Here is a 24,470-nt window from a genome sequence, read left to right as displayed (position 1 = left end):
AGCGGGTTCATCCCGTTGCGGCGAGTTGAATTGTCGGGATTGCAATCGTCGGAAGGGAATCCGCTCAGACGAGTCGTCTCGCGAAGAGATAATCCGACCTCCGGTCGCCGACACCGGCGAGACAACCCCGGGGATCGTCCGATGAATCTGGCGGACCGAGTGTCTCGAGAGCCTCTCGGCCCGCATGACCTTCTCCGCGTCGCGTCTCCGACGTCTCCCTTTGCGGCGGGCCTCGGCCATGGACGACTCTATGTCCAAATCCTCGACGGCGGTTGCGCTCGATCATCCCCCCCTCGCGATGCTCGGCGACGAGAATGACGAGCATGAGGTCAATCGTCGACTCCGCGCGCAGTACGCGGAAATCGCCCAACTCGCCGGCGGGCTCGCCCATGAGATCCGCAACCCGCTCTCGACGATGAGCCTGAACCTCGACTTGCTTGCCGAGGACTTCCAGGACGCCGAGACCCCGAAGGAACGTCGCGTCCTCCAGAAAATCGGCCGGCTCCGCAAGGAGACCCAGCGGCTCCAGGACATCCTCGAGGATTTCCTCCGGTTCGCCCGGGTGCAGGACCTCACGCGGGAGCCCACCGATCTCAACATGGTCGTGGACGACCTCCGGGATTTCTGCGAACCCCAGGCGGTGACCAAGGGGATCGTGATCCGGACCCATTACGAGGCGGACCTGCCGAAAGTCGGCATGGATGTCGACCTTTTCAAGCAAGCACTTTTCAACTTGATTCTGAACGCCGAGCACGCGATGCCGGACGGGGGGGAGCTGATCCTCAGGACTCGTCGCGAGGGGGACTGGGCCGTACTGGACGTCACCGACACAGGGCGGGGGATGAGCGAGGAGGTCCGTTCGCGGGTCTTCGACACCTTCTACTCGACACGACCGGGGGGGAGCGGGCTCGGGCTCCCGACGACCCGGAAGATCGTCGAGGCGCACGGCGGCTCGATCCACGTGCAGAGCGACGTCGGGAAGGGCTCGCAATTCACGGTCCGGCTCCCCGGCGGTGAAGTCTCGAGCGAACGGGGTTGAGGGGCCGATGGATCAGCAAATCCGTGTGCTCGTCGTCGACGACGATGCTCCCCACGCCGAGGCCGTGGCCGAGAGCCTTGAGCGTGTCGGGTACGAGTGCGTCGTCGCCACGAGCGGCAGAGAAGGGCTTCGCCTGATCGAGGAGCAGAGCTTCGACATCATCGTCACCGACCTCATCATGGAAGGGGTCGGCGGCCTCGAAGTCCTCGCCAAGTCGAAGCGCGAGCTCCCCGACGCCGAGGTCGTGATCCTCACCGGCCACAGTACCGTCAAGACGGCCGTCACGGCGATGCAGTCGGGGGCCACGACCTATCTGACGAAGCCGCTCGACATCAGCGAGCTCCGCACCGTCGCCGACAAGGTCTCGCAGACTCAACGACTGGCCCGCTCGAACCTCGAGCTCCAGCGCCAGCTCAACGAGCGCTTCGGCTTCGAGGGGGTCGTTGGCAACTCTCCATCGATGCACTCGGTGGTCGCCCGCCTCCGCCAGATCGCCCCCACCTCCGCGACCGTGCTGATCACGGGCGAGAGCGGCACGGGCAAGGAGCTCGTCGCCAAGGCCCTGCACAACAACGGCCCGAGACGCTACAAGCCGTTCGTGCCGCTGAACTGCGCCGCCTTGAGCGAGAACATCCTCGAGAGCGAGCTTTTCGGCCACATCCGAGGCGCCTTCACGGGGGCCGACCGCGAGCGCAAGGGGTGGTTCGAGCACGCCAACGGGGGGACCCTCTTCCTCGACGAAGTCGGCGATATCCCCCTCTCGACTCAGGTGAAGCTGCTCCGGGCGTTGGAGTCGGGCGAGATCGTCCGCGTCGGCACCAACGAGCCGATCAAGGTGAACGTCCGGCTGATCTCTGCCACGAATCGTGACCTTGCCGAGGCCATCGCCTCGGGCGGCTTCCGGCAGGACCTCTTCCACCGCCTCAAGGTCGTCAGCGTCAAACTCGCGCCGCTCCGCCAACGCCGGGAGGACATCCCCCTCCTGATCGAATTCTTCCTCAAGGAGTTCACCGCCTCCCACGGCAAGGTCGTCACCTCGATTTCGCCCGCTGCGCGGAAGGCGATGATGAGCTATGCCTGGCCCGGGAACGTCCGCGAGCTCAAGAACACGATCGAGAGCATGGTGGTCATCGACGTCGACGGCGTGCTCGACGTCGACGACCTGACCGAAGACGTCCAGGCTACGGTCTCGGTGGGGGGCGAGGCCCTCGCCGGGGCAGGGGGGAACCTCGTCGGCCGCTCGCTCGAGGATGTCGAGAAATACTTCATCGCCGAAACGCTCAAGATGACCAACGGCAACCGCGAGGAGGCTGCCCGGCTTCTCGGGATCGGCGAGCGGACGCTGTACCGAAAGATCAAGGAATACGGCATCGGCTAGGCCCGTCGCGACCGGACCGACTCGGTACCACCCGCACCGTCCGACCCTCAGAGAGCCTCGCCGCGTTTCTGTACGCAAGATCAGATGATATAATCTTTGGCGTGGACTTCTTCGGGGAGGGGACGCCATGGGGATCATCCGGCAACTGCCCGCGTCGGTCATCAACCAGATCGCCGCGGGCGAGGTTGTCGAGCGGCCGGCGAGCGTCGTCAAGGAACTGCTCGAGAACGCGATCGACTCCGGAGCGACCCGGATCGACGTGACGGTAGAGCGCGGCGGGAAGGACCTCATCCGGGTCGCCGACAACGGCAAGGGGATGGCGCCCGAGGACCTCCCGCTCGCCTTCACACCCCACGCGACGAGCAAGCTGGTGGAGGCCGAAGACCTCTTCCGGATCACCACGCTCGGCTTCCGGGGCGAGGCGCTCGCGGCGATCGCCGAGGTCTCGAAGGTCCGCTGCCAGACGCGCCAGGCCGACGCCGCCGAAGGCTCCGAGATCGCGATCGACGCGGGCGTGGCGAGCCCAGTACGGGCCTGCGGGTGTCCACCGGGGACCGTCATCGAGGTCCGCAACCTCTTCGCAAATACGCCCGTCAGGCGCACCTTCCTGAAGTCGGACTCGACCGAGGCGGGGCACGTCGCCGAGATGTTCTCGAGGATCGCGCTGGCCCACCCGACCGTCCGGCTCACGTTCCGCTCGGCAGGTAAGCTCGTCCACGACCTCCCGGCCGTCACCGGGGTGAAAGAGCGTGTGGCCGTCTTCTTCGGCCAGGAGTTGGCGGACTCGCTCCTCTGGATCGAGAGCCGGCTCGAGTCGATCCACCTGTGGGGTTACGTGGCGCACCCGGCGCAGAGCCGCTCAAGCCCCAAGGGGCAGTTCCTTTTCGTCGGTGGGCGTTACGTCCGCGACCGTTCCCTCGGCCACGCCCTTTCGGAGGCCTACCGCGGCCTCCTGATGGTCGGCCGCCTCCCGGTGGCGTTCCTGCACCTTGATCTTCCCCCGGAGGAGGTGGACGTGAACGTCCACCCCACCAAAGTCGAGGTTCGGTTCCGGGACGGCCAGCGCATCTACAGCCAGTTGCTCGCGACCGTCCGCCAGACCTTCCTCGCGAGCGACCTGCACTCGCGACTCCAGGCTGCCCCCGAGAGTCCGGCACCGACGGTCTCGACGACGGGTCATGAGCCGACGGTTCTTCCTCCCTCGCCATTCAAGCTGGCGGATCCGGGCCCCGACCGCCAGTCGGTGGCATCGTGGTTTGCGCCGGGCGGGTCGTCCTCCTTCCAGACGTTCCCCACCCCTGGTTACGCGGGGGGGCCGCCGGCGACCGACTGGTCGCGTTACAAGCCGGCCGCGCCGACAACTCCCGTTTCGGGACAGGAGTTCGACGAGTTCGCCCCGTCGATCTCGCCTCCGACCGGCCCGGACTTGGCCCCCACTTTCGCGATCGAGAGTCAGGGCATTCCCCACGAGTCCGGCCCCCTCTCGGCGCATGATCCGAGCATTCCCCCCTCGCTGATCGAGCGGGGCGAGGTGCCTCTCCGTGCGCTCCAGGTCCACGACAGCTATCTGATTGCCGAGACGAACGACGGGATGATGGTGATCGATCAGCATGCGTTGCACGAGCGAATCCTCTACGAGGAACTCCGTGCCCGGGTCGCCCGCGGCGGGGTCGAGGCGCAGCGGTTGCTCGTCCCCGAGCCCGTCGACCTGACCGCCGCGGAAGCGGCGACGGTGTTGGAGCACCGTGAGGTCCTCCAGAGCCTCGGGCTTGAGGTCGAGCCGTTCGGAGGCGACACGATCCTCATCAACACCGCCCCCGCGATGCTCGCCGGAGTCGCCCCCGATCGACTCCTCCGCGACCTCGCCGACCATTTTCGCTCCAAGCCCTTGCCCCCGACTCGCGACGCCCTCCTCGCCGACCTCCTCCATATGATCGCCTGCAAGGCCGCCGTGAAGGCCGGCCAACGCCTCTCCCCCGACGAAGTCTCCGCCCTCCTCGAACGACGCCACCTCGTCGCCGACTCGCACCACTGCCCCCACGGCCGACCCACGGCGTTGGTCTTCACCAAGTCGGAGCTCGAGCGGCAATTCGGCCGCATCTAGAGCGGCTTACGTCTGGCTGGCACACCGAACAATGTGTCCATCATCCGAGAGCGGAGGCGGAATTAGGGACTGGCTTCGCGGCGCGGCGGCGGTGCCTGTCCTCATCCCCGCCGCATAAATGCGTAAATAAATTAGTCTTGTCCGTAAGTTGTCGCTGACTTTCCGCACATCTCGCGCGATTATCTCGACGTAAGTCCTTGTGATTGCTGAGATATTGGTGCCAATTTATGTGTCGCGGACCAGAAATCCGCTCTCCACAACGCATTCGCCTGCAATGAGTTGCGGAGATGTGCGGAACGTAGGTTGTCGCTAAAACTCGACGGAACGCAGGATCTCCCCGGCTTGGCGCAAGCCAGTCAGGTTGGCATTCGCATAGCACAAGACCCGACTCTTCTGCTCCATGGCGAAGAAACCCAAGATCGCCGGGCTGGCTTTGCCTCGCCGCGGTTGGCAGTGGCTTTCCGGATCGATCTCCTCGCCGCGATGGCCGGAGGCGTGAAAATCCAATGAGAAGGGATCGGCTTCAGGGAACAAGAGCGGTGAGATCATCCTGACCCACTCCTGAAGAAGCTTTTCCTGGTGCTCCCGCACCGTGCGGTACGAATAATCCGTGGCGAAGCTCTTCTTGGGGAGGATGGTAAGGCCTGCGAGGAGGCCCAATGCTTCATCGCAGTTGAAATCATCGATATGACCGAGGCGTTCCTTGTCGAGTCGCTCGATGATGAGCAGACTCATCAAGGCATGTGGGGCAGGGACCATCGCCGTTCCGGGGTAGACGGCACGCTCGACGATCTGGTCGAAATGGATCCGAGCCAGTAACGGCAAGAACAAGAACACGCCGACGTGGCGAGAGATCAATCGGCGGCCCGTCTCCGGCGACGACACTTGGGCATCGGCGATCTCGATCCGACGTTCGTCTCGATCGACCGCGAGTGGGGGCCGGCCGAGGGCCGGTGTGGCGAAAAGGGGGGCCGCAGGGCCGCATCCCGATAGCGACGGAACTCACCGACCCAATTGCGGAGCGTCCCGGAACTGACGCGAAAGCGCTCCGCGACTTCTTGCATCGGTCGTTCCTCGACGAATACCGCCCGTGGGGCTTCATAGCGGCGATGTCAGACATCGGACGGTTGGAGAAAGGAGTCCTTCCCGGTTGCGAGGTCCATTTCCGCCTCCGCACAGGATGTCATCGAATTTTCGTCCCAGAGACGACCGCTATGAGATCCCTGCTGCAGGGTGAGAATGCCCGAGATTCGGCTCGAATGGCGTAAAACAGGCGATGAGACGACGAAGACAGCGGGCCGACCGCTGTCGATAAGGACCTGAATCGGCGCGGAAATCCGAGCAAAAGCGATGACAAGACTTGGAACCGGCGACGCATTTCTCCGAGGAAATGGCTCTGCCAGTATCAAGAAGTGTCATCGGGTCCCGGGCTGCGGAAATCCGCGTTCAATCGAGGGCGCATCGGACGACAGAATCCGGCGAGTTGGCGACGATCCCCGCCCTGGCTCGACCGGGTGACTTTAATGCGATCGGCATCCTATTCGCCTACACGGGGAGCCTTCAGCGGCCTCACCTTCGGCCTTGGCGGGTCACACTGCTTGACGGCACACTGCGGATGGATACCCGCCAGAGAGTAGACGGCCTCATGGCAGACCGGGCAGCGCACCCTCGTCGAGGGCGGACCGACTGGGTCGTGATAATGCCTATAGTACATCGAGGCTGCCTCCTGGCTGTGGTCACGCCGGTTGTAGTGTCGAGGAGAAGGGCCCCACAAGTTGCGGAGCTTGTTCGCCCGTGCGAGCTCCATATGCGGTCACAGACTCCCACGGGAGCGGCGTGACTTCCCGGCTCGCCCGTGCATGTTCTCCGACGGCTCCCGCCGTCCGGGCGAGGCCCAGGAGAGTTGGACGAGCGCCCGGCCGGTGGCCGGATCGGTCACCCCGAGGTCGGTCACGCCGGTGAGCGAAACAGCGACGGAATCGCCCCCCATGAAGTAGTAAGGCGACTGGCCCCGCCGGGTCACCGAGAGGGCGAACAGGACGGCATCGCCGACCATGAGCGTCCCCTTGGAGGGTAACGGTACGACCGCCTCGCAACTGCGACCTTGTTCAACTTCGGCGATTCGTCGCTCATCCAACGGGTAAGTGTGCATCAGGAGGGCCTCACGGTGGTGAAGTTCCGGTCGGTAATATCCGACATCCCCGCCACAGAGAGGGCGTATGAAGGGCCGGGCCGACGTCGGGCGAGCATCGTTTGCCCCGGCACGGGCTGGGCGAGATCTCCCGACCGAGTCCGATGTTCAAGATCGTCGGATAATCGCCCACGTCGCCAAGATCTACGACGTGGGTTCCCGGGACGATTACCGGCAGGAGAGCCGAGGGTATTCGGCCTGCGAAGTCCGCCGTCTCCACCGATTGGGCGGGACGATCAATTTCGGCCGCCGCCACCATAACCTCCGCCACCGTAGCTACCGCCGTCGCTACGACCGCCACCGCCGCCGCCGCTGCCGTAACCGCCCGAGCGGGGCTCACGGGGCTTAGCCTCGTTGACCGTCAGGTTCCGGCCATCGTGTTCCCGACCGTTGAGGCCCTGAATGGACGATTGCGCCTCGGCGTCCGAGGCCATCTCCACGAAGGCGAATCCCTTCGAGCGGTTGGTGTCCCGATCGACGATGACCTGGGCGCTCTGCACCGTACCGAACGGCGAGAACATCGCCTCCAGGTCGGTCTCGTTGACGTTGTAGGTGAGGTTCCCGACGTACAGCTTCTTGGACAAGATCAGCTCCGCAGCAAAGAGGGGCGACCCGCATGGCGCTTCCCGGGTCGAGGAGAAAGGTGAGCTCTAGGGGAACTCGACGGGAGGGAAAGGCGAGAGAGGGGAACTAAGACAGGTTCCGGAGGAGCCGGCCATACCGCTCGGTCGTCATACCAGCCATCGTCAATATAACAAAAACTAGAAAATACTCAAAGGATTTTTTATAGTTTTCTCCGACCTATAAATCCGGCCGTCCCGTCCTCCTCCTATTTCTGCTCCTTGTCGTCTCGGATGCTGGCGAGAGCATCAAGCCTACCTCGCCAGCCCTCCCAACTCCTTCACCTCAAGAAGAATGATGTGTTCGTGGCCCGACTGGGCTTGTCACCCTTCTCGTAGCCGTCCACAGTCCGGTATTGAAAGTTGCCGATGACGGCACTATATCTTCGTTATGACCAACCCGCTGCCCATCCCTGACGATCTCTGGGCGACAGTGCCGCCCGATGCTCAAGCGGCCATCGCTGCCGTCTTCGGGGCGATCCAGCAGCGGCATGCCGACCTCGAAACGCGGGGCGGCGATCTTGAAGCTCGGCTCAAACACAATCCCACCAACTTGACCGCGACGCCCGCCCAATCGAGCTCGATTGCCTTCCGTTTGATGTCGAGAACCGTCACCAGGGCGTCTACGTTGAACCTTACTGACCGCATCGTTTGTCCTGTGAATGAAATTCGTTGCAGGGATCGGACATTCTTTCCGTAGTGAAAGCGTGGCAATAACCACTTGGCAATGGCGCGAATCCTCGAAGCGGTCTCTTGAGATCCGGGCCGGATCTTATACTAGCCGGGATGCTCTCGAGAATTAGTTGAATCGATCCTGTTTGTATATATATGTCAGAATACAAAGGAGGTGTTCTCAACCCCCCCTCGCCTTGATCGTCCCGGAAATATTTGCAAATCAATTCAAATTTTGTAGAATGAAGCGTTCGCCTTTTCGATGAAGATGGCGTCCCTTCGCAGCCCTCCAGCGGACCCATCCAACACACCCCAGGGTGACGACGATGCTTGACAAGAAATCCACTGAGGAAGAGACCACCGCCCGTATCATGCGTGATACGCTGCATGATTTCGTCGGGAAACAACTGGTCAGCACCCTCGGCATGCCGGTCGACTTGCTCCGAGTGCAAGTCCGACCGGTTGGGGTCGACCATTACCGGGCGAACGTCTTCGTCGGGAAGGACTTCAACTCCGGTCGGATCGCCAACAGCTTCTTTCTATCCACCGACCCCGACGGCAATATCCTCAGCTCGACCCCGAAGCTGGTCAGGTTGTATTGAGGATTGGTTCCCGGCCTCGATGCCCGGGATGCACCTCGAAGAGGGTGCGCCGATGATCTGGTAGGTGGAGCCCAATTCGGTGGCGGGCGGGAGAGCGGAGTATTTCGAGACGTGGAGAGCAGTCAAGGACCCTGTTCCTTGAGTTTGGCATGGCCAAGCACGCGATTCCCTTCCCTCCGATCGACATTTCCTCATCCAATCCGTCTCAAGTCTCAGAAATCCCCACCGCCACGCCGCCGTCGGACGCTCGGGTCGTTTCCTCGGTGGAGGCGGCTCGCATGGCCGCCGTTGATAGGTCAGGTGGAGGATGAACGCGTAGGCCCATTCGCTGGCTCGCTCGGGTGTGATTTCCGTCCCGTCCGGCATGCGCCATTCTTAGGTGATGAGCTCGGCGGCCTGGTCCTCGTCGATCCGAGGCAGCCGCTCGGGTCTCGTTTTCCGCGATAAGTGATCGCGAATAGCAAAAGCTGGAGTTCTTCGCTGCGTCGCATGGCGTGCCTCCCGGAGAAAGAAAAGGGCGGCCTCATGCCTCCCTCTTGGGTCACTTCGCCAGTTCCGCCATCTGGGTGATCGACGACAATTATTTTTCCCGGTCAACGTCAATTAGAATTCCCGGCTCCTGGCCCCTGGTAGGCTGTCCCCTTTCGGCTTCTTCGAGCTGGAACACCGGGATGGTCACCGATCGACAATTCAGGAGGCTGCGGAAGTTGATCCAGACCGAATCGACTCTGGCCAACGCCGCCGACAGGGCCGACATCGACGAGAAGACCGCACGCAAGTATCGCGACTCGGACTTGCTCCCCAGCCAACGCCGCGTGTGCCTAGGCACGAAGCTCGGCATGGCCCATTCCGCGGCAAGAAGAGTGTAACAGAGGCCCCGGCATGCGATAATTTCGCCGATCCGGGGCCGGCTCGTGGAGGCCCGCGAACCGCCGGCCACTGCGAAATGGGCTTCATCACCTGAAGACGCAGGAGTTCCATCTGATCGACGCCGGGCACTTCTCCCTGACCACCCACTGGCGTGGGATCGCCTTGTTGATTTGGAACTCCCTCGGCAAGCCCGTGAAGACGTAACCGGGATGAGGAGCTTCGCGATGAAATTCAACAAGGGCGATACTGCCTTGGTCGTGATCGACCCCCAGAACGATGTCCTGAGCGAGAAGGGCGTCTCCTGGGGACTGGTCGGCGAGAGTGTCAAGGAGAACAACACCGTCGAGAACCTCGACCGCCTCTTCAAGGCCGCCAAGGCCGGCGGTTACGAGGTCTTCATCTCGCCCCACTACCTCTATCCGGCCGACCAGGCCTGGGAGTTCGGTGGGGCGGTCGAGAGGATGATGCTCGAGAGCAAGGAGTTCTTCCGGCCGGATCCGCTCAGCCTCGACGGGTTGAAGGGATCCGGGGCCGACTGGCTCGACCGCTACAAGCCGTATATCGAGGATGGCAAGACGGTCGTGGTCAGCACCCACAAGGTCTGGGGGCCGCAGACCAATGACCTCGTCCTCCAACTCCGCAAGCGTCGTCTGAACCGGATCATCCTGTCTGGCATGCTCGCGAATCTCTGCGTCGAGAGCCACCTACGCGAGTTGATCGAGCAAGGATTCGACGTCGCCGTGGTCAAGGACGCGACGGCAGGGCCCAAACATCCCAATCTTGGTGACGGCTACAAAGCCGCCGTCGTCAATTACAACTTCATCGCCAATGCGGTGCTGACCACCGAGGAGGCGGTGGTCGCGATGCTTTAGACGGAAACGGTCGCCTACCTGACTGTCGGCGTAAACCTCTACGACCTAACCGCTTTATTGCCCCGGGGAGCAACCGATGATCAGCTCAAGATTCCGGGATCTTGTGACGTCCGCCGACGAGCTCGCCGCGTTGATCGGGACACCGAGCGAGCTGGCAGTGAAGAAGCAGCTTTCGCAGCTCGACGGCCACATGCGGGCTTACATAGCGGATTCGCCATTCCTCCTGATCGGTACGTTCGGCCGTGACCGGTCCTGCGATGTCTCGCCGCGCGGCGACGCACCGGGCATCGCGGCGGTCCTGGACCCAAAGACGCTGGTCATCCCCGAGCGGCGCGGGAATCGACGCGCCGATAGCCTGCGTAACATCATCGAGACGGGTCGCATTGGATTGCTGTTCTTGATCCCGGGCGAGAGCGAGACGCTACGCGTTAACGGCCGGGCCTGCGTGATCCGGGACGAGGCTGTCCTGGCGCCTCTGACCGTGGCGGGAAAGATTCCACAGGTCGGGATCGGCGTCGAGGTGGAGGAGTGCTTCCTCCAATGCGGCAAGGCCGTGATCCGGTCGAAGCTGTGGGAACAGGTGGAGAGGCGGTCATCGCGACCGTGCTTCGCCGAGATCCTGAACGATCAGGCGCAAATCGAAGGGCAGACGGTCGAGGAGCTGAACCGACTCATCGAAGAATCGTACCGGCACAATCTCTATTGACCTTGCCAGCCGTGCTGGAGTGCTGAGCTACGCCACCCATTCACCGAATGCGCCGCTCGATCCCATCTCGCCGCGGCCTGGTGCGACTCGATCCTTTCCCGCATGACCTGGGCCCGGCATTCCATGTTCGGCGGCGTGTAGGTGCCCCGCCACTTTCCGTCGATCCCGATGTTCCGGGCGATGTTCGTGGAATCCGCCGAGGCGAACGGGAATCGGCTGAAGATCTTCGGGTCGAGCATACTGAGTCCCTGGAGCTGGGGTATGGTCAAGAGTTGTGTTTGGGGATTTCTCAGGCGGCGGTCTTTTCCTTGACGCCGTCCTTGAAGACGGTCCCCTTCACGACGTCCTGAAGCAACGGCGAATCGTTCAACGATCGCCAACTCTTTGATGCACTCTCCATCAGCATGAACACCATCGTCAGGCACGACACCCGGTTACCGCTCCCCTTCGTCTTGTCGTGCCTCAGCCGCACCATCGAGAATACGCTCTCGATCGGGTTCGTCGTCCGGTTGTGCCGCCAATATTCCGCCGGGAAGTCGTAGAACGCCAGCAGCTCCTCCTTGTCCTTCTCGAGGCACTCCGTCGCCTTCGGATACTTCGCACCGTACGTCTTCACGAACAGGTCGAGGGCCTTCTCCGCATCCGCCTTGCTCTCGGCACCATAGATCTCGTGCAACGCCCCCTTCGCCTTCGGTTGCGCACCCTTGGGCAGCTTGTCGAGGATGTTCGCCATCTTGTGCACCCAGCAACGCGGCTCCTTCGTCTTGTCCCGGACCTGACGCATCGCCTTCCAGAAACCCAACGCCCCGTCGCCGATCGCCAGGCTCGGCTCGACATCCAGCCCTCGGGCCTTGCAGTCGAGCAGCAGTTCCTTCCACGACTGCTCGCTCTCACGGTAACCGTCGGCGATCGTGCTCAGCTCCTTCTTCCCCTCCGCCGTCACCCCCATCAGCACCAGGATGCACTGCCGGCCCCCTTCGAGCCGGATGTTGAAATGCACGCCATCGGCCCAGACATAAACGTATCGTTTTCCCGACAGCGACCGCTTGCTCCAGACCGCAAACTCCTCCTCCCAGGAGGCCTTCAGCCGGGTGATCGTGCTGGCCGAGTACCCCGGGGCGTCGGGGCCGAGGATCACCTGGAGGGCCTCGGAGTAGTCGCCCGTGCTGATCCCCTTGAGATAGAGCCAGGGGAGCAACCCTTCCAGGCTCTTGGTCTTCCTCAGGTACGGCGGCAGGATGGCCGAGGTGAAGGCCTCCCTCTGGTCGGCGGGCCTGCGGTCACGGACTCGGGTTTGTTGGACCTCGACGGGGCCGATGCCGGTCTGGACGGCCCGCTCGGGCAGGTGGCCATTGCGAACCACCGGGCGGCGGCCCTGGCTGTCCTTAGAGATGGGCATGATCATCGATCCAGGCGGAGACCTCGGCCTCGATGGCCTGGGCCAGGAGCCGCCGTGCGCCGTCCCGGAGGATGACGGTGAGGACGTCCTGGGAGGGGGCCAGGGGCACGATGCGGATCTCGGTCGTAGACGGAATCATGGCGGGGGACTCCTCGGCCTCGTTGGCCATCGGTGTGCTTTTTAGCGATTGCATCACCAAGGATACCCGCCGCCTTTCAATCCTCCGAAAAACCGTTTCGACCACTGCATTTGGGTGCGACTTGGCAGGACATCGTTGTTCATCTAAACGGTGGACATGACCGCAAGTAATCGACGTTCAAAACATTCACTCGTGTTAGCGGACCTCGCGGTATGCCTGCAGGTCGCCATCTACTATGAGGTCAGGTCGTCACTGAATCGTAGGTACGATTGCGAGCGGAGTGGCGAAGCTGAGGGCAACCTCGATGCCAAGGAGCGCGCGTCCGCAGAACATCTCGCCATGGTCACCGAATGAAATCGGCTCGCCCAAGGATCTCCGCGAAGTCACCAGACACGCTCCGTATTGGATCTTGCATGCTAATCCCATCGGCGGGAGAATACTTTCGAGGAACGCCCGAGCCGGCATTTCCTTGACCTCGAGATCAATTCCGATCGGGGAATGCAAGGTTTTAACGGCCTCGCCAGGCCCGCCTGGATCAACACCGATTGGAAGGCCATTACGAAAGAGCTTGTCGGTCGTGGCCGCCCTGATCTGGGTCAGGACTGGCTCAAGGCGAGCTTGGCTTGTCACATGAATCGTGACTGGGCTGTCCAACCTCGCCCGAGCCTGCCTCCCCCACCAGTAGTCATGCCACCAGGCCGGCCCCTCCGGGCCGATTGCGTCCAACCAAACCGGGATTCGAAGAGCAGGGGCGATGATGGCAATCAACGCCATCGAGACGACGACGCGGACGCCTAGCCTTCTTCCATCGGAAAAATCCAATAATTTCACCTTGAAAGAATTATTTAATTGAAAATCGGAAAGCGTCATCTTTGTGTCGGGTCATTCGTTCGTCAACTTGCTCGCTTGCAGAGCTCGGTACCATGACAAGCTTTGGGGCGGCGATCCAGATGGGCGTAATTCCGAGAGGACCTTGGCGGCCCTGGCGAAGGGATTGGAAGCCAATTTGAGTCTGGAGAGGAGATGGATCTCGGTTATCGTGGGCAAATCCGGATCGTTCCGGCGACGGACGTATCGCGAGCCGAGCAGGGGGCAACCCGATCGTGCCGATGGAAATCGAGCTCGTAAGGTTTGGTCGGGTGCCATCGATGACGAGAGGAGTCGATCGCCGGGGGATGCGGTCGAAAACAAGGCCGAGAAGGACGGCAGCGACCTGTGCCGTCTCTCGTCCGAATAGGCTCTGGAGATTCTCACTAAGGCGTGTTCACTGACGGTGATCGACATGTCCTTGCGCTCTTCGGGAGCCTGGAGTGTATGATCCCGTCTTGAGGATCAAGCGTTGGTACCGCCGTCGACGGTGAGGTTCGCTCCGGTAATGTAGGACGCGTCCGGGCTGGCGATGAAGGCGACCAAGGCGGCGACCTCCTCGGCTTTTCCGTATCGCTTCAGCGCCGTGATCGCAATTTGGGGAGTCGCCCAATCGCCGGAGGCGGGGTTCAAGTCCGTGTCAATCGGCCCTGGCTGGACGTTGTTGACGGTAATACCACGCTCTCCCACCTCGCGCGCCAGGCCTTGCGTGAACATCTTGATGGCACCCTTTGTGGCCGAGTAAGGGACCAGGCCGGGCGCCATCACCTTCTCCCCGACGCACGAGCCAATGTTGATGATCCGGCCTCCCGCTTTCATGTGATTCAAGGCCGCCTGGGTCGCGACGAAGACTCCCCTGACGTTGATGGCGATCACCCTGTCCATCTCTTCCAAGGTCGTCTCTTCGAATGGCTTCGGGATGGCCGTTCCGGCGTTATTCACGAGCACATCCAGGCTGCCGAAGGTCGCGACGGTTTTCTCGACGGCAGCCTTGACGGCTTCAGCATCCGCGGCATCCGCCTGGATCGCGATCGCGTTCCCGCCCGCGGCTTCGATGGCCTCGACGGTCGCCTGGGCTGCCTCGACGCCTTTCGTATAGGTGATCGCCACGCGAGCCTCGTCGGCCGCGAGCTGCTTGGCGATCGCCGCCCCGATCCCGCGCGAACCTCCGGTGACGAAGGCCACTTTCCCGTTCAATCCTGCCATTGGAATGTCTCCCATGTTCATCGCTGCGAAGGGGGGAACTCGGATCCCACCGTTCGAAGAACTATGGCGGCACGGTCAAGTCGAGGGTAATCGGAGCGGAGGCGACGTGCTTCTTGAGTGACGTCCTTGTGTCAATTTTCCCAGGCAAGGTCGTCGTGGTCGCCGAAGGCTCTCGTGACGAGTCCTCGGGTCGAGGGTTGGCTCACCATGGCTCCGCCGTTGATTCTTCAAACGACCTTGACGTTAGCGAGATAGTGCGAGTCGCTGACGACGAGCATCCCGTGTGGATCCTCCAGGGTCGTCATTACGATCGGAAGGATTCACGGAGTCGTCGGTTGCGGGTTACTCGTCGTCGGGGTTGAGCTGGCGGAAGACGACGGCGGCTGCCGCTCCGGCGGCGAAATCCGAGAGGAGATGGATCCAGACGGCCGAGGGTTTGATCAATCCCATGAGCGACGCGCCGAGAGCGACCGCCGGGTTGAACGCACCACCGGAAATCCCACCGACCGAGAACGCCATGGCCAGCACCGTGAAGCCGATGGCCAACCCATAGTAGGAGTTGCCCGCCGTTTCCTTCGAGGTTGCCACGTTCAGGACGACATAGACGAGTGCGAACGTCCCGAGGAATTCGGCCAGGAACCACTTGGGAACATCCGGATCGACTCCCGTGCCGCTGGTCCCCTTCAAGTAGATGACGGTGACCGACGCCAAGCCCGCGCCGACGGCCTGGGCGATCATGTAGGGGACCAGATCCTTCGTATCACAGCGCCCACGCAACCAAACCCCGAGGGTGACCGCCGGGTTGAAGTGGGCGCCGGAGATGTGGCCACCCGCGTAGATCATGACCATCAACGTCGAACCGATCACGAGGGGTGGGATCACCCCATCGTCCGACTTGTGGCCGATCACGGCCATGCCGATTGCGAAGACCAGGAAGAACGTCCCGATGAATTCCGCCGTGTACTTTCGCAATGGACCCTCGGTTCTTGGAAGGTGGGGATGGGCCTGAGAGAGGAGGCACCGACCCCAAGCGTAATCGACGTGTTGTTGGACGCCTATGGGATCGTTCGTTTCCATGTCCTGATTTCGGGCTCGACCACGGCATTCAGTCGGAAGCCTGTATCGGGAATAAGTCATAACGGAATCATAATATATATAAATATATTGGAGCGAAGGTCCCGGTCCTTGCAAGCCTGGCTTTGGCCAAGGTGAAGGGGTACGCTACCGGCGAGGATTTCGAGATGGCCTCAGCCCCCCCAATCGCCTTCCTCCGAGGATTCTTTGGGCTCTACCTCGACAACACGGTCGGTTGGTGCGGGTCGGTCGGGCTCGGGGAGTTGAACCTCCTGAACGGCACTTCCTACCTGTGCGTCGAGTTCCTCCGGCAAGGGAAGTCCGCCAAGGATGCGTTGTTGCTCGCCGCCGAGCGGGTCGAAGAAGTGACCCCGCGCGATCCCCGTTTCCGCGACGAGGACGGCAAGCTGAGCGCGGGGGTTGCCCTCTATGTCTTGACCAAGGACGGCCAGTACGCGGGGTGGAGCACCGGTGGTGGACCCGCCGGCCTCGTCGTCGCCGACGGGAACAAGGTCGGCCTGGTCCAGCCCGAAGTGTTCCGAGGCTGACGTCGTTCCATGCGACGGACCGCCTCGGGGGAGTCCTCAACAGGATCCCCCGGCGGTCTTCGGCCTTGGAACGGCATCACGCGAAAAGGCTGCGGACGACCTTCGCTTTGGTCACCTCGGAATCGGTGAGGCTGTCTGCACGTCCGTCGTGGGGATAGGTCAGCTTTTTGTGGTCGAGGCCGAGGGAGTTCAGGAGGGTGGCCTGGAGGTCGTGGACGGTGACTTCATCCTTGACGGCCTGGTAACCGAAGTCGTCGGTGCTGCCGTGGGTATGGCCGCCGCGGAAGCCGCCGCCGGCGAGCCAGAGGGAGAAGGCGTGGCGGTTGTGGTCCCGGCCATCGGCCCCTTGAGAGATCGGGAGGCGGCCGAACTCGCCGGTCCAGAGGACGATGGTCGAATCAAGAAGGCCGCGACGCTTCAGGTCGAGGACCAGGGCCGCGCTCGGCTGATCGGTCCGGGCGCAGAGACCTTTCAGAGTCTCCGCGTTCTTGCTGTGGGTGTCCCAGGGCTGGCCGCTCATGAAAATCTGCACGAAGCGGACGCCCCGCTCGACCAAGCGACGGGCCAGGAGGCAGCGCGTGCCGTACTCGCGCGTTTCGTCGCGGTCCAGGCCGTAGAGTCGGCGCGTCTCTTCGGTCTCGCCGCGGATGTCGAGGACTTCGGGGACAGCCGTCTGCATCCTCGCGGCGGTCTCGTAGTTGGCGATGCGGGCCTCAAGCTCGCTGTTGCCCGGATGGCGCTGGAGGTGGTGCCGGTTCAATTCGTCGAGGAATCGGAGTTGGCCCGACCGGGCCCCGGCGGTCACCCCTTCGGGGGATTTCAGGTTGAGGACGGGCATGGTCTCGGAGCGGAACGGGGTTCCTTGATAGGTCGCCGGGAGCCAGCCGGCCGACCAGTTCCTCGTGCCGTCGACGGGAGGGCCGCCCGGGTCGGAGAGGACGACGTACGCCGGCATGTCGCGATTTTCGGATCCGAGTGCGTAGACGACCCACGAGCCAAGGGTGGGACGGCCCGCCTGGAACTTGCCGGTGTGGATCAGCCGAAGGGCCGACTCGTGGTCGACCGACTCGGTCGTCATCGAACGGACGAGGGTCACGTCGTCGACGATCTGTGAGGTGTACGGGAGGAGCTCGGACAGCTCGATCCCCGACTGGCCCCGAGGCTGGAATTTGAACGGGGAGCTGAGGACGTTCCCCTTCTGCTTGTCGAAGTGGACCTCGAGCGTCCCCGGGTGCGGCTTCCCGTGCCAGCGGGTCAGCTCGGGCTTGGGGTCGAAGAGGTCCATCTGGCTCGGGCCGCCGTGCTGGAAGAGGCAGATGACCGACTTGGCCCGGGGGGCGGAGGCGGTGGGGACGAGCGAGGCGCGGGCCTCGTCGGAGAGCAACTGCGTGAGCGCCAGCGACCCGAGGGCCCCGCAGGACTGCCCGAGGAAGGCCCGACGGCTCAGTCGTGTCGTCATCTCGTCAATCGGCCGCATCGGCATGTCCCTTCTTTCGTCGGGTCGGTGGCTCGGGGATTCGCCCGCGAGTTGAGCTCGGCCCGCAGGTCGCGGGCGAGCCTGTCCGTCCGGGGTTCGCGGTCATTCGACGTAGAGAAACGTGTTGCTTGCAAACAGCATTTGGCAGAGGTCGGCCCAGGATTGGTCGACGGCGTCGGCCCGGCCGGGATACTGCGAAGGCTGCGCCTCGAGGAACTGGAGTGCGGCCGAGCGTTCGTCAACGGACGGCGCACGCCCGGTCGTGAGCAGAAACGCTCGATCCACCTTCGCTTCGGCGTTCACGTCCCGGAGCTCTCGCAGCCTTGTCGCAAGTCCCTTGGCGCGGGTCAAAGCGAATTGGGAATTGAGGAGGCTAAGCGACTGGAGCGGCGTCGCCGTCGGATTTCGCCTCGAACAGTTCGTCACGAGCGAGGGGGCGTCGAAGACGTCCAGGAGGCTCACCACCTGGGTTCGTCGCTGCTGGAGGTAGACCGAGCGTCGCCTTGGGCCCTTGACATCCGACTCGATGACCCCATCGCCGTCATCGGATCGGACGGTCGGGACGTAGGGGCCACCGATCCGGTCGTCGAGCTCGCCCGAGGCGGCGAGCATCGCGTCGCGGACCGCCTCGGCATTGAGGCGGAGGACAGGGTAGCGTGAGTACATCGAGTTATCAGGATCGATCCGCACCGCCTCGGTCGTGGTCTCGCTCGACTGTCGGTAGGCCGCAGAATTGAGGATCAGGCGATGCAAGGCCTTGGGACGCCAACCTTGTTGAACGAGCTCATCCGCGAGGAACTCGAGGAGCTCGGGGTGGGTTGGAGGAGTGCCCGAGTAGCCGAAGTTGTCGACGGTCGGTACGAGACCGACTCCGAAATGGGCCTGCCAGAGCCGATTGACGAGGACCCGGGCCAAGAGCGCCGCGGGGCGCGAGCCCGGCCGGGTCAACCAGCGGGCGAAGGCGGAGCGTCGGCCGGTGGATGGGGCCCCATTTTCGGGACTACGGACCTCGAACGGGTTCTGGGGATCCGACAGGATCGAAGGCGGGGCCGGGTCGATCTTGGGGCCGGGGTCGTTGTAAAGTCCTCGGCGGAGCAGGTGGGTCGGTGACGGGTTCGCCGAGAGGTCGGAGACGGCCGCGACCTGGCCGGGTCGGTCCCCTTTGCGGGCGGAAAGCGCCGCCAACGCGTCGTCGAGCTCTTTCCGCCTCGAGTTGACGAGCTCGTCGGGCGAGCTCTTGCCCTCGGACGAAGGAGCGGACTTGCCGGACTCGATGCAGACATGATCGACAATGAAACTCCGACCGCAGCAATACTCGAAGCCGAAGCCCCCGTCCGGGAGGTCGGCGGCGGTAAGTTTCAGACTCTTCCCTTCGGGGATGCCGTTGACCAGATGCTCGAGGAGGAACTTCCCGCCGCCGACGTTCGTAACCCGGACCCCGTAGTTCTGTCCCGCGGAATACCCGCCCGAGCCGATCAAGCCGCGGTGATCCATGTCGTTGCCGGGATAGTCGACGTCGATCGCCGCGCCTCCGGCGGGGTTGCCGTCGATGAGGATATTGCCACCCGGCTTGGAACCGCCGTCGTCATAGTCCGTCAAGGCGATGTAGTAGCCGACCCGCTCCGCGTCTCCGTCCCCTTTGGCGAGCTTCGTGTCGACGAGGTCGAAGGTGGCCTGGACCCAGCTTCCCTTCTCCTCGGGGGTCCAGTCGAAGGCCGACCGGGTCGAGAGCCAGCGATTTCCCGCGCTCCCCGACTCGATGATCCGGAGCGTCCCGTCTCTGGCGAGGGCCCCGGGTGCCGACTCGGAGTCGACTTTCACCGAGACGTTCCCGGCCGGGGCGTCGTCTCCTGGGGCTGTTGCGCTCCAGCGGGCGGCGAGGGGCTCGGTCGAATCGAAGTCGTCCTGGAAGAGGACGGTCCCTTTCTGCCGATTCTGCCGCGCCCATTCCATGAACTCCTTACGTTTGGCGGCGATTTCGGAGTCGACCTGGCGTGCCCGCGACTCCCAGGCGGCGAGCTCGACGGGGGTTGCGGCCTCGGTGATTCGCTTCTGGGGTTTGACCCAGCGATCCAGGTCGTAGGCGGGCCAGAGGATCGCGTAGATCCGGTAGTAGTCGGCCTGCGAGATCGGCTCGAACTTGTGGTCGTGGCAGCGGGCACACTGCATGGTCATCCCGAGCAATGATGACCCGATGATCTGAGTGGTCCCCTCGAGGACGGCGTACTTGTCGGCCCGGACCTCGTCGTCGTTGCCGTCGCTCTCGCCGCTGCCGTCGGGGGAGTTGCGGAGAAAATGGGTGGCGACGAGCTGGTCGACGAGCTTAGGCGTGACCTCGACCCCGGCGCGGAACCCGCCCATCTCGTCGCCGGCGAGCTGCTCTCGGACGAACTCGTCGAGCGGCCGGTCCTCGTTCCAGGATCGGATGACGTAGTCTCGGTAGCGGTAGGCCAGGGGACGGTCGGTATCTGCGTTGAAGTAGCCGTTCGAGTCCGCATACCCGGCGGTGTCGAGCCAGTATTTCCCCCAGCGCTCGCCATAATGCGGCGAGGCGAGGTAGTGCTCGACCATCCGTTCGTAGGCGTCATGTGAGGCGTCTTCAACGAACCGAGAGACATCCTCGGGGGTCGGGGGCAGGCCGGTCAGGTCGAAGCTGACGCGACGGACGAGTGTCGAGCGATTGGCCTCGGGGCCGAAGGTGAGGCCGATTGACTCGAGCTTCGCCAGGAGGAAGCGATCCACGGGGCTCTGGACGCGAAGTCCGTCTCGGACGTCGGGGACCTCGGGGCGAGCGGCGGGGGCGAAGGCCCAGTGATCGGCCCCTTCGGGTTCACCAGGATTGATCTTGGGAAGCCCCGAGGCACCCGTTTCGATCCAGCGCCGGAGAATCTCCTTCTCGGCTGCTTCGAGCGGCTCTTCGGGGGGCATCTCATCCTCGGCGACTCGGGCCCAGAGTTCGCTTTCCTCGGCTTGGCCGGGGACGACGACGACTCCTTCCTTACCGCCTCGCGCAACTCCTTTCGGAGTGGCCAGGTTCACGCCCCCTTCGCGCTTGGCGGGCCCGTGGCACTTGACGCACCGGGCTTTCAGCAGGGGCATGACCTGCGTATCGAACGAAGGCACGGGGGCCGTCGAGGGCTCAAAGGCGAGAGCCTGCGAGGAGCCGCAGAGAAACAGGGCCAGGCTGATTGACCACGTCCTCATGATCCGATGCCCTCGAAGGTGGGGGAATGGGGCAGGAGCTCATCGCCGGACCAAAGGGTGGCTTCCCTTGATCGACAATACCAATCTATCTCGCGGTTACCGATACCTCAACCGATCGGAGGGGCGTCGGCAACCTCGAAGTTCGAGTTGGGGCGTAGATCCGGGTAGCCAATCCGTGTTGTCGAGTGGGTGAAATGGGGGTTGATTGTGGTCCTGTCGTCGGTAGGTCAGATCTCTCGTTCTCGGGAATGGGTGGCGCGAAGAATGGTGCCATAGACCTTGACTTGAAAAGGGGTTAGAAGGTTTCGAGACGAGACCATGGAGGGGAGGGGGGACTGAATGGCCTGGGTTTGCGTCCCTCTTTCGCTTTCTCCTTATCTCGTCGTACAATCGATCCGAGGCGCCGCTTTCGAGCCAGTCGATGGGGGCCCGGGTCTTGGAGTCTGGCGATGATCTGCGTGACGATCGGGAGGGGGCGGCATGCGTCGCTCGCCGAAGAATGGAAGGCGGCGGCCGCGGCCGGCGTCGATCTCGTCGAGCTCCGGGCGGATTGCCTCCGACGCGAACCCGACATGAAGCGGCTCCTAGCCCAACGGCATACGCCGATCGTCTTCACCTTACGTCGAGGCGCCGACGGCGGCCTTTGGCGAGGCGAGGAAGCGAAGCGTCAGCAGTTTCTGCGTGAGGCGATCGCCCTGGGAGTCGACTATGTCGACCTCGAAGTCGACATCGCCTCGCAGATCCGTCGGTACGGCAAGACGAAACGGATCATCAGCTACCACAACCTGAAGACGACTCCGAAGGACATCGAGACGATCGCCAAACAGTGCCGCGACCAGGACGCGGACATCGTCAAGATCGCGACCAACGCCCCCAGCCTCGGTGAGTCCCTTCGCGTCCTCGAGCTGGGGACGAAGACCGGGGTCCCCACCATCACGATTGCGATGGGGCAGGTCGGCGTGTTCACCCGGGTCCTGAACGCCAAGTACGGCTCCCCGTTCACCTTCGCCGGCTTCAACCCCGAGCGGACCTTCGCGCCGGGCATGCTCAAGTATCTCGAGCTGAAGCGAGATTACTTCTACGACCAGATCAACTCCGAGACCGAAGTCTTCGCGGTCATCGGCGACCCGATCGAACAGAGCCTCAGCCCGGCGATCCACAACGCGGCGTTCCGGCACCTGGGCATGAACAAGGTCCTTGTGCCGCTGCTGATCCCCGCAGGTCGACTCGAGCCCTCGTTCAAAGAGCTGCAGTGGCTCGGGATCAACGGGTTCAGCGTGACGATCCCGCACAAACAAGACGTGATCAAGGTCCTCGACAAGAAGGACGGCGGCGTCGAGCGGACGGGGGCCTGCAACACGGTCGTGATCCGGGACGGGAAGCGCGTCGGGTACAACACCGACTACCGCGCCGCGATGGAGTCGCTCGAAGAGGCCCTCGGCGGTTCGACGGGGGAAAAGTCGTCGAGCCCGCTCATGGACCGGATGGCCCTGATCCTCGGCGCCGGGGGGGTGGCCCGTTCGATCGCCTTCGGCCTGGTGCGCCGAGGGGCGAACGTCATCATCACGAACCGGCACGACGACCGCGCGACCAGCCTGGCCGAGGAGGTCGGCTGTCGGACGATCAGTTGGGCCCAGCGGGCGAGCACGCTCGCGGAAATCCTGATCAACTGCACCCCGGTGGGGATGCATCCGCACGTCGACGACACGCCCGTCCCCCCCGCCGCGTTCAACAAGCCGGGGATGACGGCGTTCGACACCATCTACCACCCCGAGAACACCATGTTCTTGAAGCTCGCGAGGGAACGCGAGTGCAAGGCGGTGACGGGAGTGGACATGTTCGTCAATCAGGCGGCCGAGCAGTTCAAGATGTACACGGGGCAAGAGGCCCCGAAGGACGTCATGCGCGAGGCGTTGAAACGGAAGTTGGGGCCGCTCCGCGAATGACGACCGAGACGAATCAACGCAGGGGCCTTGCCCTCGTGGGCGTGCGAGGGACGGGGAAATCGACCGTCGGCCGGATCATTGCCGAACGACTGGGGTGGCCGTTCGCGGATGCCGATGTCGAATTGGAGGCGAAAGTCGGCCGGCCGATCCGGACCATCTTCGCCGAGTTTGGCGAGCCGACCTTCCGCGATTGGGAGGAGGAGATGCTCACCGAGCTGACTTCGAGGACCGGATTGGTCCTGGCGACCGGAGGCGGAGCGGTGCTCCGGCCGTCGAACCGGTCGAGACTCCGGGCGTTCGGCTTCGTGGCCTGGCTCACGGCCGACCCTTCGGTGCTCGAAGGCCGGTTGCTCGCCGACCCTCGAGGACTGGCCGACCGACCCGCCCTGACCTCGGCGGGGACGATCGCCGAACTCGCCGGAATGATCGAGGCACGCGAGCCGCTCTATCGAGACGTGGCCGACGCCGTCATCAACACCGAGGGAAGATCGGCGGCCGAGGTGGTCGACGCGATCCTCGAACGCTGGTCCCCGACAATCCCCGCCCGCTCTTGATCTGACAACTCTCGACGAGAAGGTCCGCCATGCCCCTCTCCTTGCCGGTCGTCTTGCTCGTCGGCCTCTGGCTCCTCGCCCTGGGAACGGTCGTGGGGAGCTTCATCAACGTCTGCGTGTTCCGGATCCCGTTCCAGAAGAGCTTGATCTGGCCGGGCTCCCACTGCCCGAAGTGCTGGAATTCCATCCCGGCACGCGACAACATCCCGATCCTCGGCTGGTTGGCTTTGGGGGGGAAGTGCCGGAGTTGCCACGACCCCATCTCCGCACGATACCCGCTGGTCGAGGCGCTGGTCGGGATATTCTATCTCGCGCTGTTCGTCGTCGACGTCATCTACGGGCCGAGGAGCTGGGCGGGCGAGGCGCCTGTCGGGCTCTTCGGCGTCTGGTTCTACCACGCGATCCTGATCGCGCTCCTCGTCGCCGCGACCTTCATCGACTACGACCTGATGATCATCCCGGACGAGATCACCGTGACCGGGATGGTGGTCGGCATCGGCTTGGGGGCATGGTTCCCGGAGATTCGGCCCGTCCCATCCTCGGCGCTTACTCCGATGTCGGGTTTCTGGATCGGGGTGGCCGGCTTGCTCGCCGGGGGTGGGCTGACCCAGACCGTCCGCATCGTCGGGTCGGTCATCTTCCGCAGGGAGGCAATGGGTTTCGGCGACGTGACCTTGATGGCGATGATCGGGGCATTCCTCGGGTGGCAGGCCGCCGTCCTGACGTTTTTCCTGGCCCCGTTCTTCGGGATCGCGCACGCCCTTTGGAAACTGACGCGATACGTGGGAAAACTTGTCAGCGGGCGGAAATCCTCGAGCGCCGATCGCGAACTCCCTTTCGGGCCCTACCTCAGCATGGCGGCCGCCACACTCGTCCTCTCCTGGCCCTGGCTCTGGCGATACTGGGGGGCCGAATTCTTCAAGACGCTCGGCATGGTATCTTTGTGGGTGTTGGGCCTGGAGACGTGAGCGGGGCCTTCCCGACGAATCCCACCTGATCGGA

The 24,470-nt window shown here is 63.5% G+C and carries 21 protein-coding genes and 1 pseudogene; 11 read left to right on the top strand and 11 right to left on the bottom strand.

The annotated features are described in order from the left end of the window. Positions 1–250: 250 nt before the first annotated feature. The 3 genes from ACYOEI_RS00315 to mutL all read left to right on the top strand — a co-directional run bounded on the left by ACYOEI_RS00315 (position 251) and on the right by mutL (position 4,521). Entirely contained in the window at positions 251–1,039 is a 789-nt protein-coding gene (locus ACYOEI_RS00315; RefSeq protein ID WP_462847246.1) for a sensor histidine kinase, read from the top strand. A gap of 7 nt (positions 1,040–1,046) precedes the next feature. Continuing rightward, on the top strand, positions 1,047–2,417 hold the full coding sequence (locus tag ACYOEI_RS00310; protein WP_462847245.1) for a sigma-54-dependent transcriptional regulator: 1,371 nt from the start codon (positions 1,047–1,049) through the stop codon (positions 2,415–2,417). Between the two features lie 127 nt (positions 2,418–2,544). After that, positions 2,545–4,521: a DNA mismatch repair endonuclease MutL gene (gene mutL, locus ACYOEI_RS00305; RefSeq protein WP_462847243.1), complete on the top strand. Its 1,977-nt coding sequence runs from the start codon at positions 2,545–2,547 to the stop codon at positions 4,519–4,521. A gap of 309 nt (positions 4,522–4,830) precedes the next feature. On the opposite strand, the gene ACYOEI_RS00300 is transcribed toward mutL, so the two are convergent. The 4 genes from ACYOEI_RS00300 to ACYOEI_RS00285 all read right to left on the bottom strand — a co-directional run bounded on the left by ACYOEI_RS00300 (position 4,831) and on the right by ACYOEI_RS00285 (position 7,296). Further along, the gene (locus ACYOEI_RS00300) at positions 4,831–5,379 is read right to left on the bottom strand and encodes a hypothetical protein (RefSeq protein WP_462847242.1); all 549 of its coding nucleotides are present in this window, start codon (positions 5,377–5,379) and stop codon (positions 4,831–4,833) included. Next, on the bottom strand, positions 5,376–5,585 hold the full coding sequence (locus ACYOEI_RS00295; RefSeq protein ID WP_462847241.1) for a helix-turn-helix domain-containing protein: 210 nt from the start codon (positions 5,583–5,585) through the stop codon (positions 5,376–5,378). The genes ACYOEI_RS00300 and ACYOEI_RS00295 overlap by 4 nt, the downstream gene beginning before the upstream one ends. A 749-nt stretch (positions 5,586–6,334) precedes the next feature. Beyond that, positions 6,335–6,673 carry a hypothetical protein gene (locus ACYOEI_RS00290; protein WP_462847240.1) on the bottom strand — a complete coding sequence of 113 codons (339 nt, stop codon included), beginning with the start codon at positions 6,671–6,673 and terminating at the stop codon, positions 6,335–6,337. A 275-nt stretch (positions 6,674–6,948) separates the two neighbouring features. Beyond that, positions 6,949–7,296 (bottom strand): RNA-binding regulator, encoded by a 348-nt coding sequence (locus ACYOEI_RS00285; RefSeq protein WP_462847239.1) that lies wholly within the window; start codon positions 7,294–7,296, stop codon positions 6,949–6,951. Between the two features lie 1,034 nt (positions 7,297–8,330). Between ACYOEI_RS00285 and ACYOEI_RS00280 the strand changes: the two genes are divergently transcribed. The 4 genes from ACYOEI_RS00280 (at position 8,331) to ACYOEI_RS00265 (ending at position 11,054) form a co-directional block, all read left to right on the top strand. Continuing rightward, the gene (locus tag ACYOEI_RS00280; RefSeq protein WP_462847238.1) at positions 8,331–8,606 is read left to right on the top strand and encodes a hypothetical protein; all 276 of its coding nucleotides are present in this window, start codon (positions 8,331–8,333) and stop codon (positions 8,604–8,606) included. Positions 8,607–9,313: 707 nt separating this feature from the next. Beyond that, positions 9,314–9,475, top strand: a complete 162-nt coding sequence (locus ACYOEI_RS00275; protein ID WP_462847237.1) for a hypothetical protein — start codon at positions 9,314–9,316, stop codon at positions 9,473–9,475. A gap of 225 nt (positions 9,476–9,700) precedes the next feature. After that, entirely contained in the window at positions 9,701–10,348 is a 648-nt protein-coding gene (locus ACYOEI_RS00270; RefSeq protein WP_462847236.1) for a cysteine hydrolase family protein, read from the top strand. Between the two features lie 76 nt (positions 10,349–10,424). Further along, complete coding sequence (locus ACYOEI_RS00265; protein ID WP_462847235.1) at positions 10,425–11,054, top strand: MSMEG_1061 family FMN-dependent PPOX-type flavoprotein; 630 nt, start codon at positions 10,425–10,427, stop codon at positions 11,052–11,054. Here the strand turns inward: ACYOEI_RS00265 and ACYOEI_RS00260 are convergent. From ACYOEI_RS00260 to ACYOEI_RS00240, 5 genes and pseudogenes are all read right to left on the bottom strand, one after another. Continuing rightward, on the bottom strand, positions 11,048–11,293 hold the full coding sequence (locus ACYOEI_RS00260; protein WP_462847234.1) for a hypothetical protein: 246 nt from the start codon (positions 11,291–11,293) through the stop codon (positions 11,048–11,050). The genes ACYOEI_RS00265 and ACYOEI_RS00260 overlap by 7 nt on opposite strands. A gap of 50 nt (positions 11,294–11,343) precedes the next feature. Beyond that, positions 11,344–12,592: pseudogene (locus ACYOEI_RS00255) on the bottom strand (IS256 family transposase). Positions 12,593–12,841: 249 nt separating this feature from the next. Beyond that, positions 12,842–13,462 carry a hypothetical protein gene (locus ACYOEI_RS00250; RefSeq protein WP_462847233.1) on the bottom strand — a complete coding sequence of 207 codons (621 nt, stop codon included), beginning with the start codon at positions 13,460–13,462 and terminating at the stop codon, positions 12,842–12,844. A gap of 462 nt (positions 13,463–13,924) precedes the next feature. Next, complete coding sequence (locus ACYOEI_RS00245; RefSeq protein WP_462847232.1) at positions 13,925–14,665, bottom strand: 3-oxoacyl-ACP reductase family protein; 741 nt, start codon at positions 14,663–14,665, stop codon at positions 13,925–13,927. Positions 14,666–15,007: 342 nt separating this feature from the next. After that, positions 15,008–15,637 (bottom strand): MIP/aquaporin family protein, encoded by a 630-nt coding sequence (locus ACYOEI_RS00240; protein WP_462847231.1) that lies wholly within the window; start codon positions 15,635–15,637, stop codon positions 15,008–15,010. 269 nt (positions 15,638–15,906) lie between these two features. On the opposite strand from ACYOEI_RS00240, the gene ACYOEI_RS00235 reads away from it, so the two are divergent. After that, the gene (locus tag ACYOEI_RS00235) at positions 15,907–16,287 is read left to right on the top strand and encodes a hypothetical protein (RefSeq protein ID WP_462847230.1); all 381 of its coding nucleotides are present in this window, start codon (positions 15,907–15,909) and stop codon (positions 16,285–16,287) included. Positions 16,288–16,363: 76 nt separating this feature from the next. Here the strand turns inward: ACYOEI_RS00235 and ACYOEI_RS00230 are convergent, their stop codons facing one another. Both ACYOEI_RS00230 and ACYOEI_RS00225 read right to left on the bottom strand, forming a co-directional pair. Continuing rightward, a complete protein-coding gene (locus tag ACYOEI_RS00230; protein ID WP_462847229.1) occupies positions 16,364–17,746 on the bottom strand; it encodes a DUF1501 domain-containing protein in 1,383 nt (460 codons plus the stop codon). Positions 17,747–17,866: 120 nt separating this feature from the next. Continuing rightward, complete coding sequence (locus ACYOEI_RS00225; RefSeq protein ID WP_462847228.1) at positions 17,867–20,968, bottom strand: PSD1 and planctomycete cytochrome C domain-containing protein; 3,102 nt, start codon at positions 20,966–20,968, stop codon at positions 17,867–17,869. 449 nt (positions 20,969–21,417) lie between these two features. Between ACYOEI_RS00225 and aroE the strand changes: the two genes are divergently transcribed. The 3 genes from aroE to ACYOEI_RS00210 are packed head-to-tail and all read left to right on the top strand — an operon-like array spanning position 21,418 to position 24,436. After that, complete coding sequence (gene aroE / locus ACYOEI_RS00220; RefSeq protein WP_462847227.1) at positions 21,418–22,914, top strand: shikimate dehydrogenase; 1,497 nt, start codon at positions 21,418–21,420, stop codon at positions 22,912–22,914. Then, positions 22,911–23,468, top strand: a complete 558-nt coding sequence (locus ACYOEI_RS00215) for a shikimate kinase (RefSeq protein WP_462847226.1) — start codon at positions 22,911–22,913, stop codon at positions 23,466–23,468. The genes aroE and ACYOEI_RS00215 overlap by 4 nt, the downstream gene beginning before the upstream one ends. A gap of 29 nt (positions 23,469–23,497) precedes the next feature. Continuing rightward, on the top strand, positions 23,498–24,436 hold the full coding sequence (locus ACYOEI_RS00210; RefSeq protein ID WP_462847225.1) for a prepilin peptidase: 939 nt from the start codon (positions 23,498–23,500) through the stop codon (positions 24,434–24,436). Positions 24,437–24,470: the final 34 nt, after the last annotated feature.

The organism is Singulisphaera rosea, from assembly GCF_054877945.1.
This window is presented reverse-complemented; position numbering and strand designations above follow the sequence as displayed.

What these genes read in the sequence shown, in the direction of transcription:
- ACYOEI_RS00315 (WP_462847246.1), top strand. Translation starts at nt 251, where the DNA reads ATGTCCAAATCCTCGACGGCGGTTGCGCTCGATCATCCCCCCCTCGCG.
- ACYOEI_RS00310 (WP_462847245.1), top strand. Translation starts at nt 1,047, where the DNA reads ATGGATCAGCAAATCCGTGTGCTCGTCGTCGACGACGATGCTCCCCAC.
- mutL (WP_462847243.1), top strand. Translation starts at nt 2,545, where the DNA reads ATGGGGATCATCCGGCAACTGCCCGCGTCGGTCATCAACCAGATCGCC.
- ACYOEI_RS00295 (WP_462847241.1), bottom strand. Translation starts at nt 5,585, where the DNA reads ATGCAAGAAGTCGCGGAGCGCTTTCGCGTCAGTTCCGGGACGCTCCGC.
- ACYOEI_RS00290 (WP_462847240.1), bottom strand. Translation starts at nt 6,673, where the DNA reads ATGCACACTTACCCGTTGGATGAGCGACGAATCGCCGAAGTTGAACAA.
- ACYOEI_RS00280 (WP_462847238.1), top strand. Translation starts at nt 8,331, where the DNA reads ATGCTTGACAAGAAATCCACTGAGGAAGAGACCACCGCCCGTATCATG.
- ACYOEI_RS00270 (WP_462847236.1), top strand. Translation starts at nt 9,701, where the DNA reads ATGAAATTCAACAAGGGCGATACTGCCTTGGTCGTGATCGACCCCCAG.
- ACYOEI_RS00265 (WP_462847235.1), top strand. Translation starts at nt 10,425, where the DNA reads ATGATCAGCTCAAGATTCCGGGATCTTGTGACGTCCGCCGACGAGCTC.
- ACYOEI_RS00260 (WP_462847234.1), bottom strand. Translation starts at nt 11,293, where the DNA reads ATGCTCGACCCGAAGATCTTCAGCCGATTCCCGTTCGCCTCGGCGGAT.
- ACYOEI_RS00250 (WP_462847233.1), bottom strand. Translation starts at nt 13,462, where the DNA reads ATGACGCTTTCCGATTTTCAATTAAATAATTCTTTCAAGGTGAAATTA.
- ACYOEI_RS00245 (WP_462847232.1), bottom strand. Translation starts at nt 14,665, where the DNA reads ATGGCAGGATTGAACGGGAAAGTGGCCTTCGTCACCGGAGGTTCGCGC.
- ACYOEI_RS00235 (WP_462847230.1), top strand. Translation starts at nt 15,907, where the DNA reads ATGGCCTCAGCCCCCCCAATCGCCTTCCTCCGAGGATTCTTTGGGCTC.
- ACYOEI_RS00230 (WP_462847229.1), bottom strand. Translation starts at nt 17,746, where the DNA reads ATGACGACACGACTGAGCCGTCGGGCCTTCCTCGGGCAGTCCTGCGGG.
- ACYOEI_RS00225 (WP_462847228.1), bottom strand. Translation starts at nt 20,968, where the DNA reads ATGAGGACGTGGTCAATCAGCCTGGCCCTGTTTCTCTGCGGCTCCTCG.
- aroE (WP_462847227.1), top strand. Translation starts at nt 21,418, where the DNA reads ATGATCTGCGTGACGATCGGGAGGGGGCGGCATGCGTCGCTCGCCGAA.
- ACYOEI_RS00215 (WP_462847226.1), top strand. Translation starts at nt 22,911, where the DNA reads ATGACGACCGAGACGAATCAACGCAGGGGCCTTGCCCTCGTGGGCGTG.
- ACYOEI_RS00210 (WP_462847225.1), top strand. Translation starts at nt 23,498, where the DNA reads ATGCCCCTCTCCTTGCCGGTCGTCTTGCTCGTCGGCCTCTGGCTCCTC.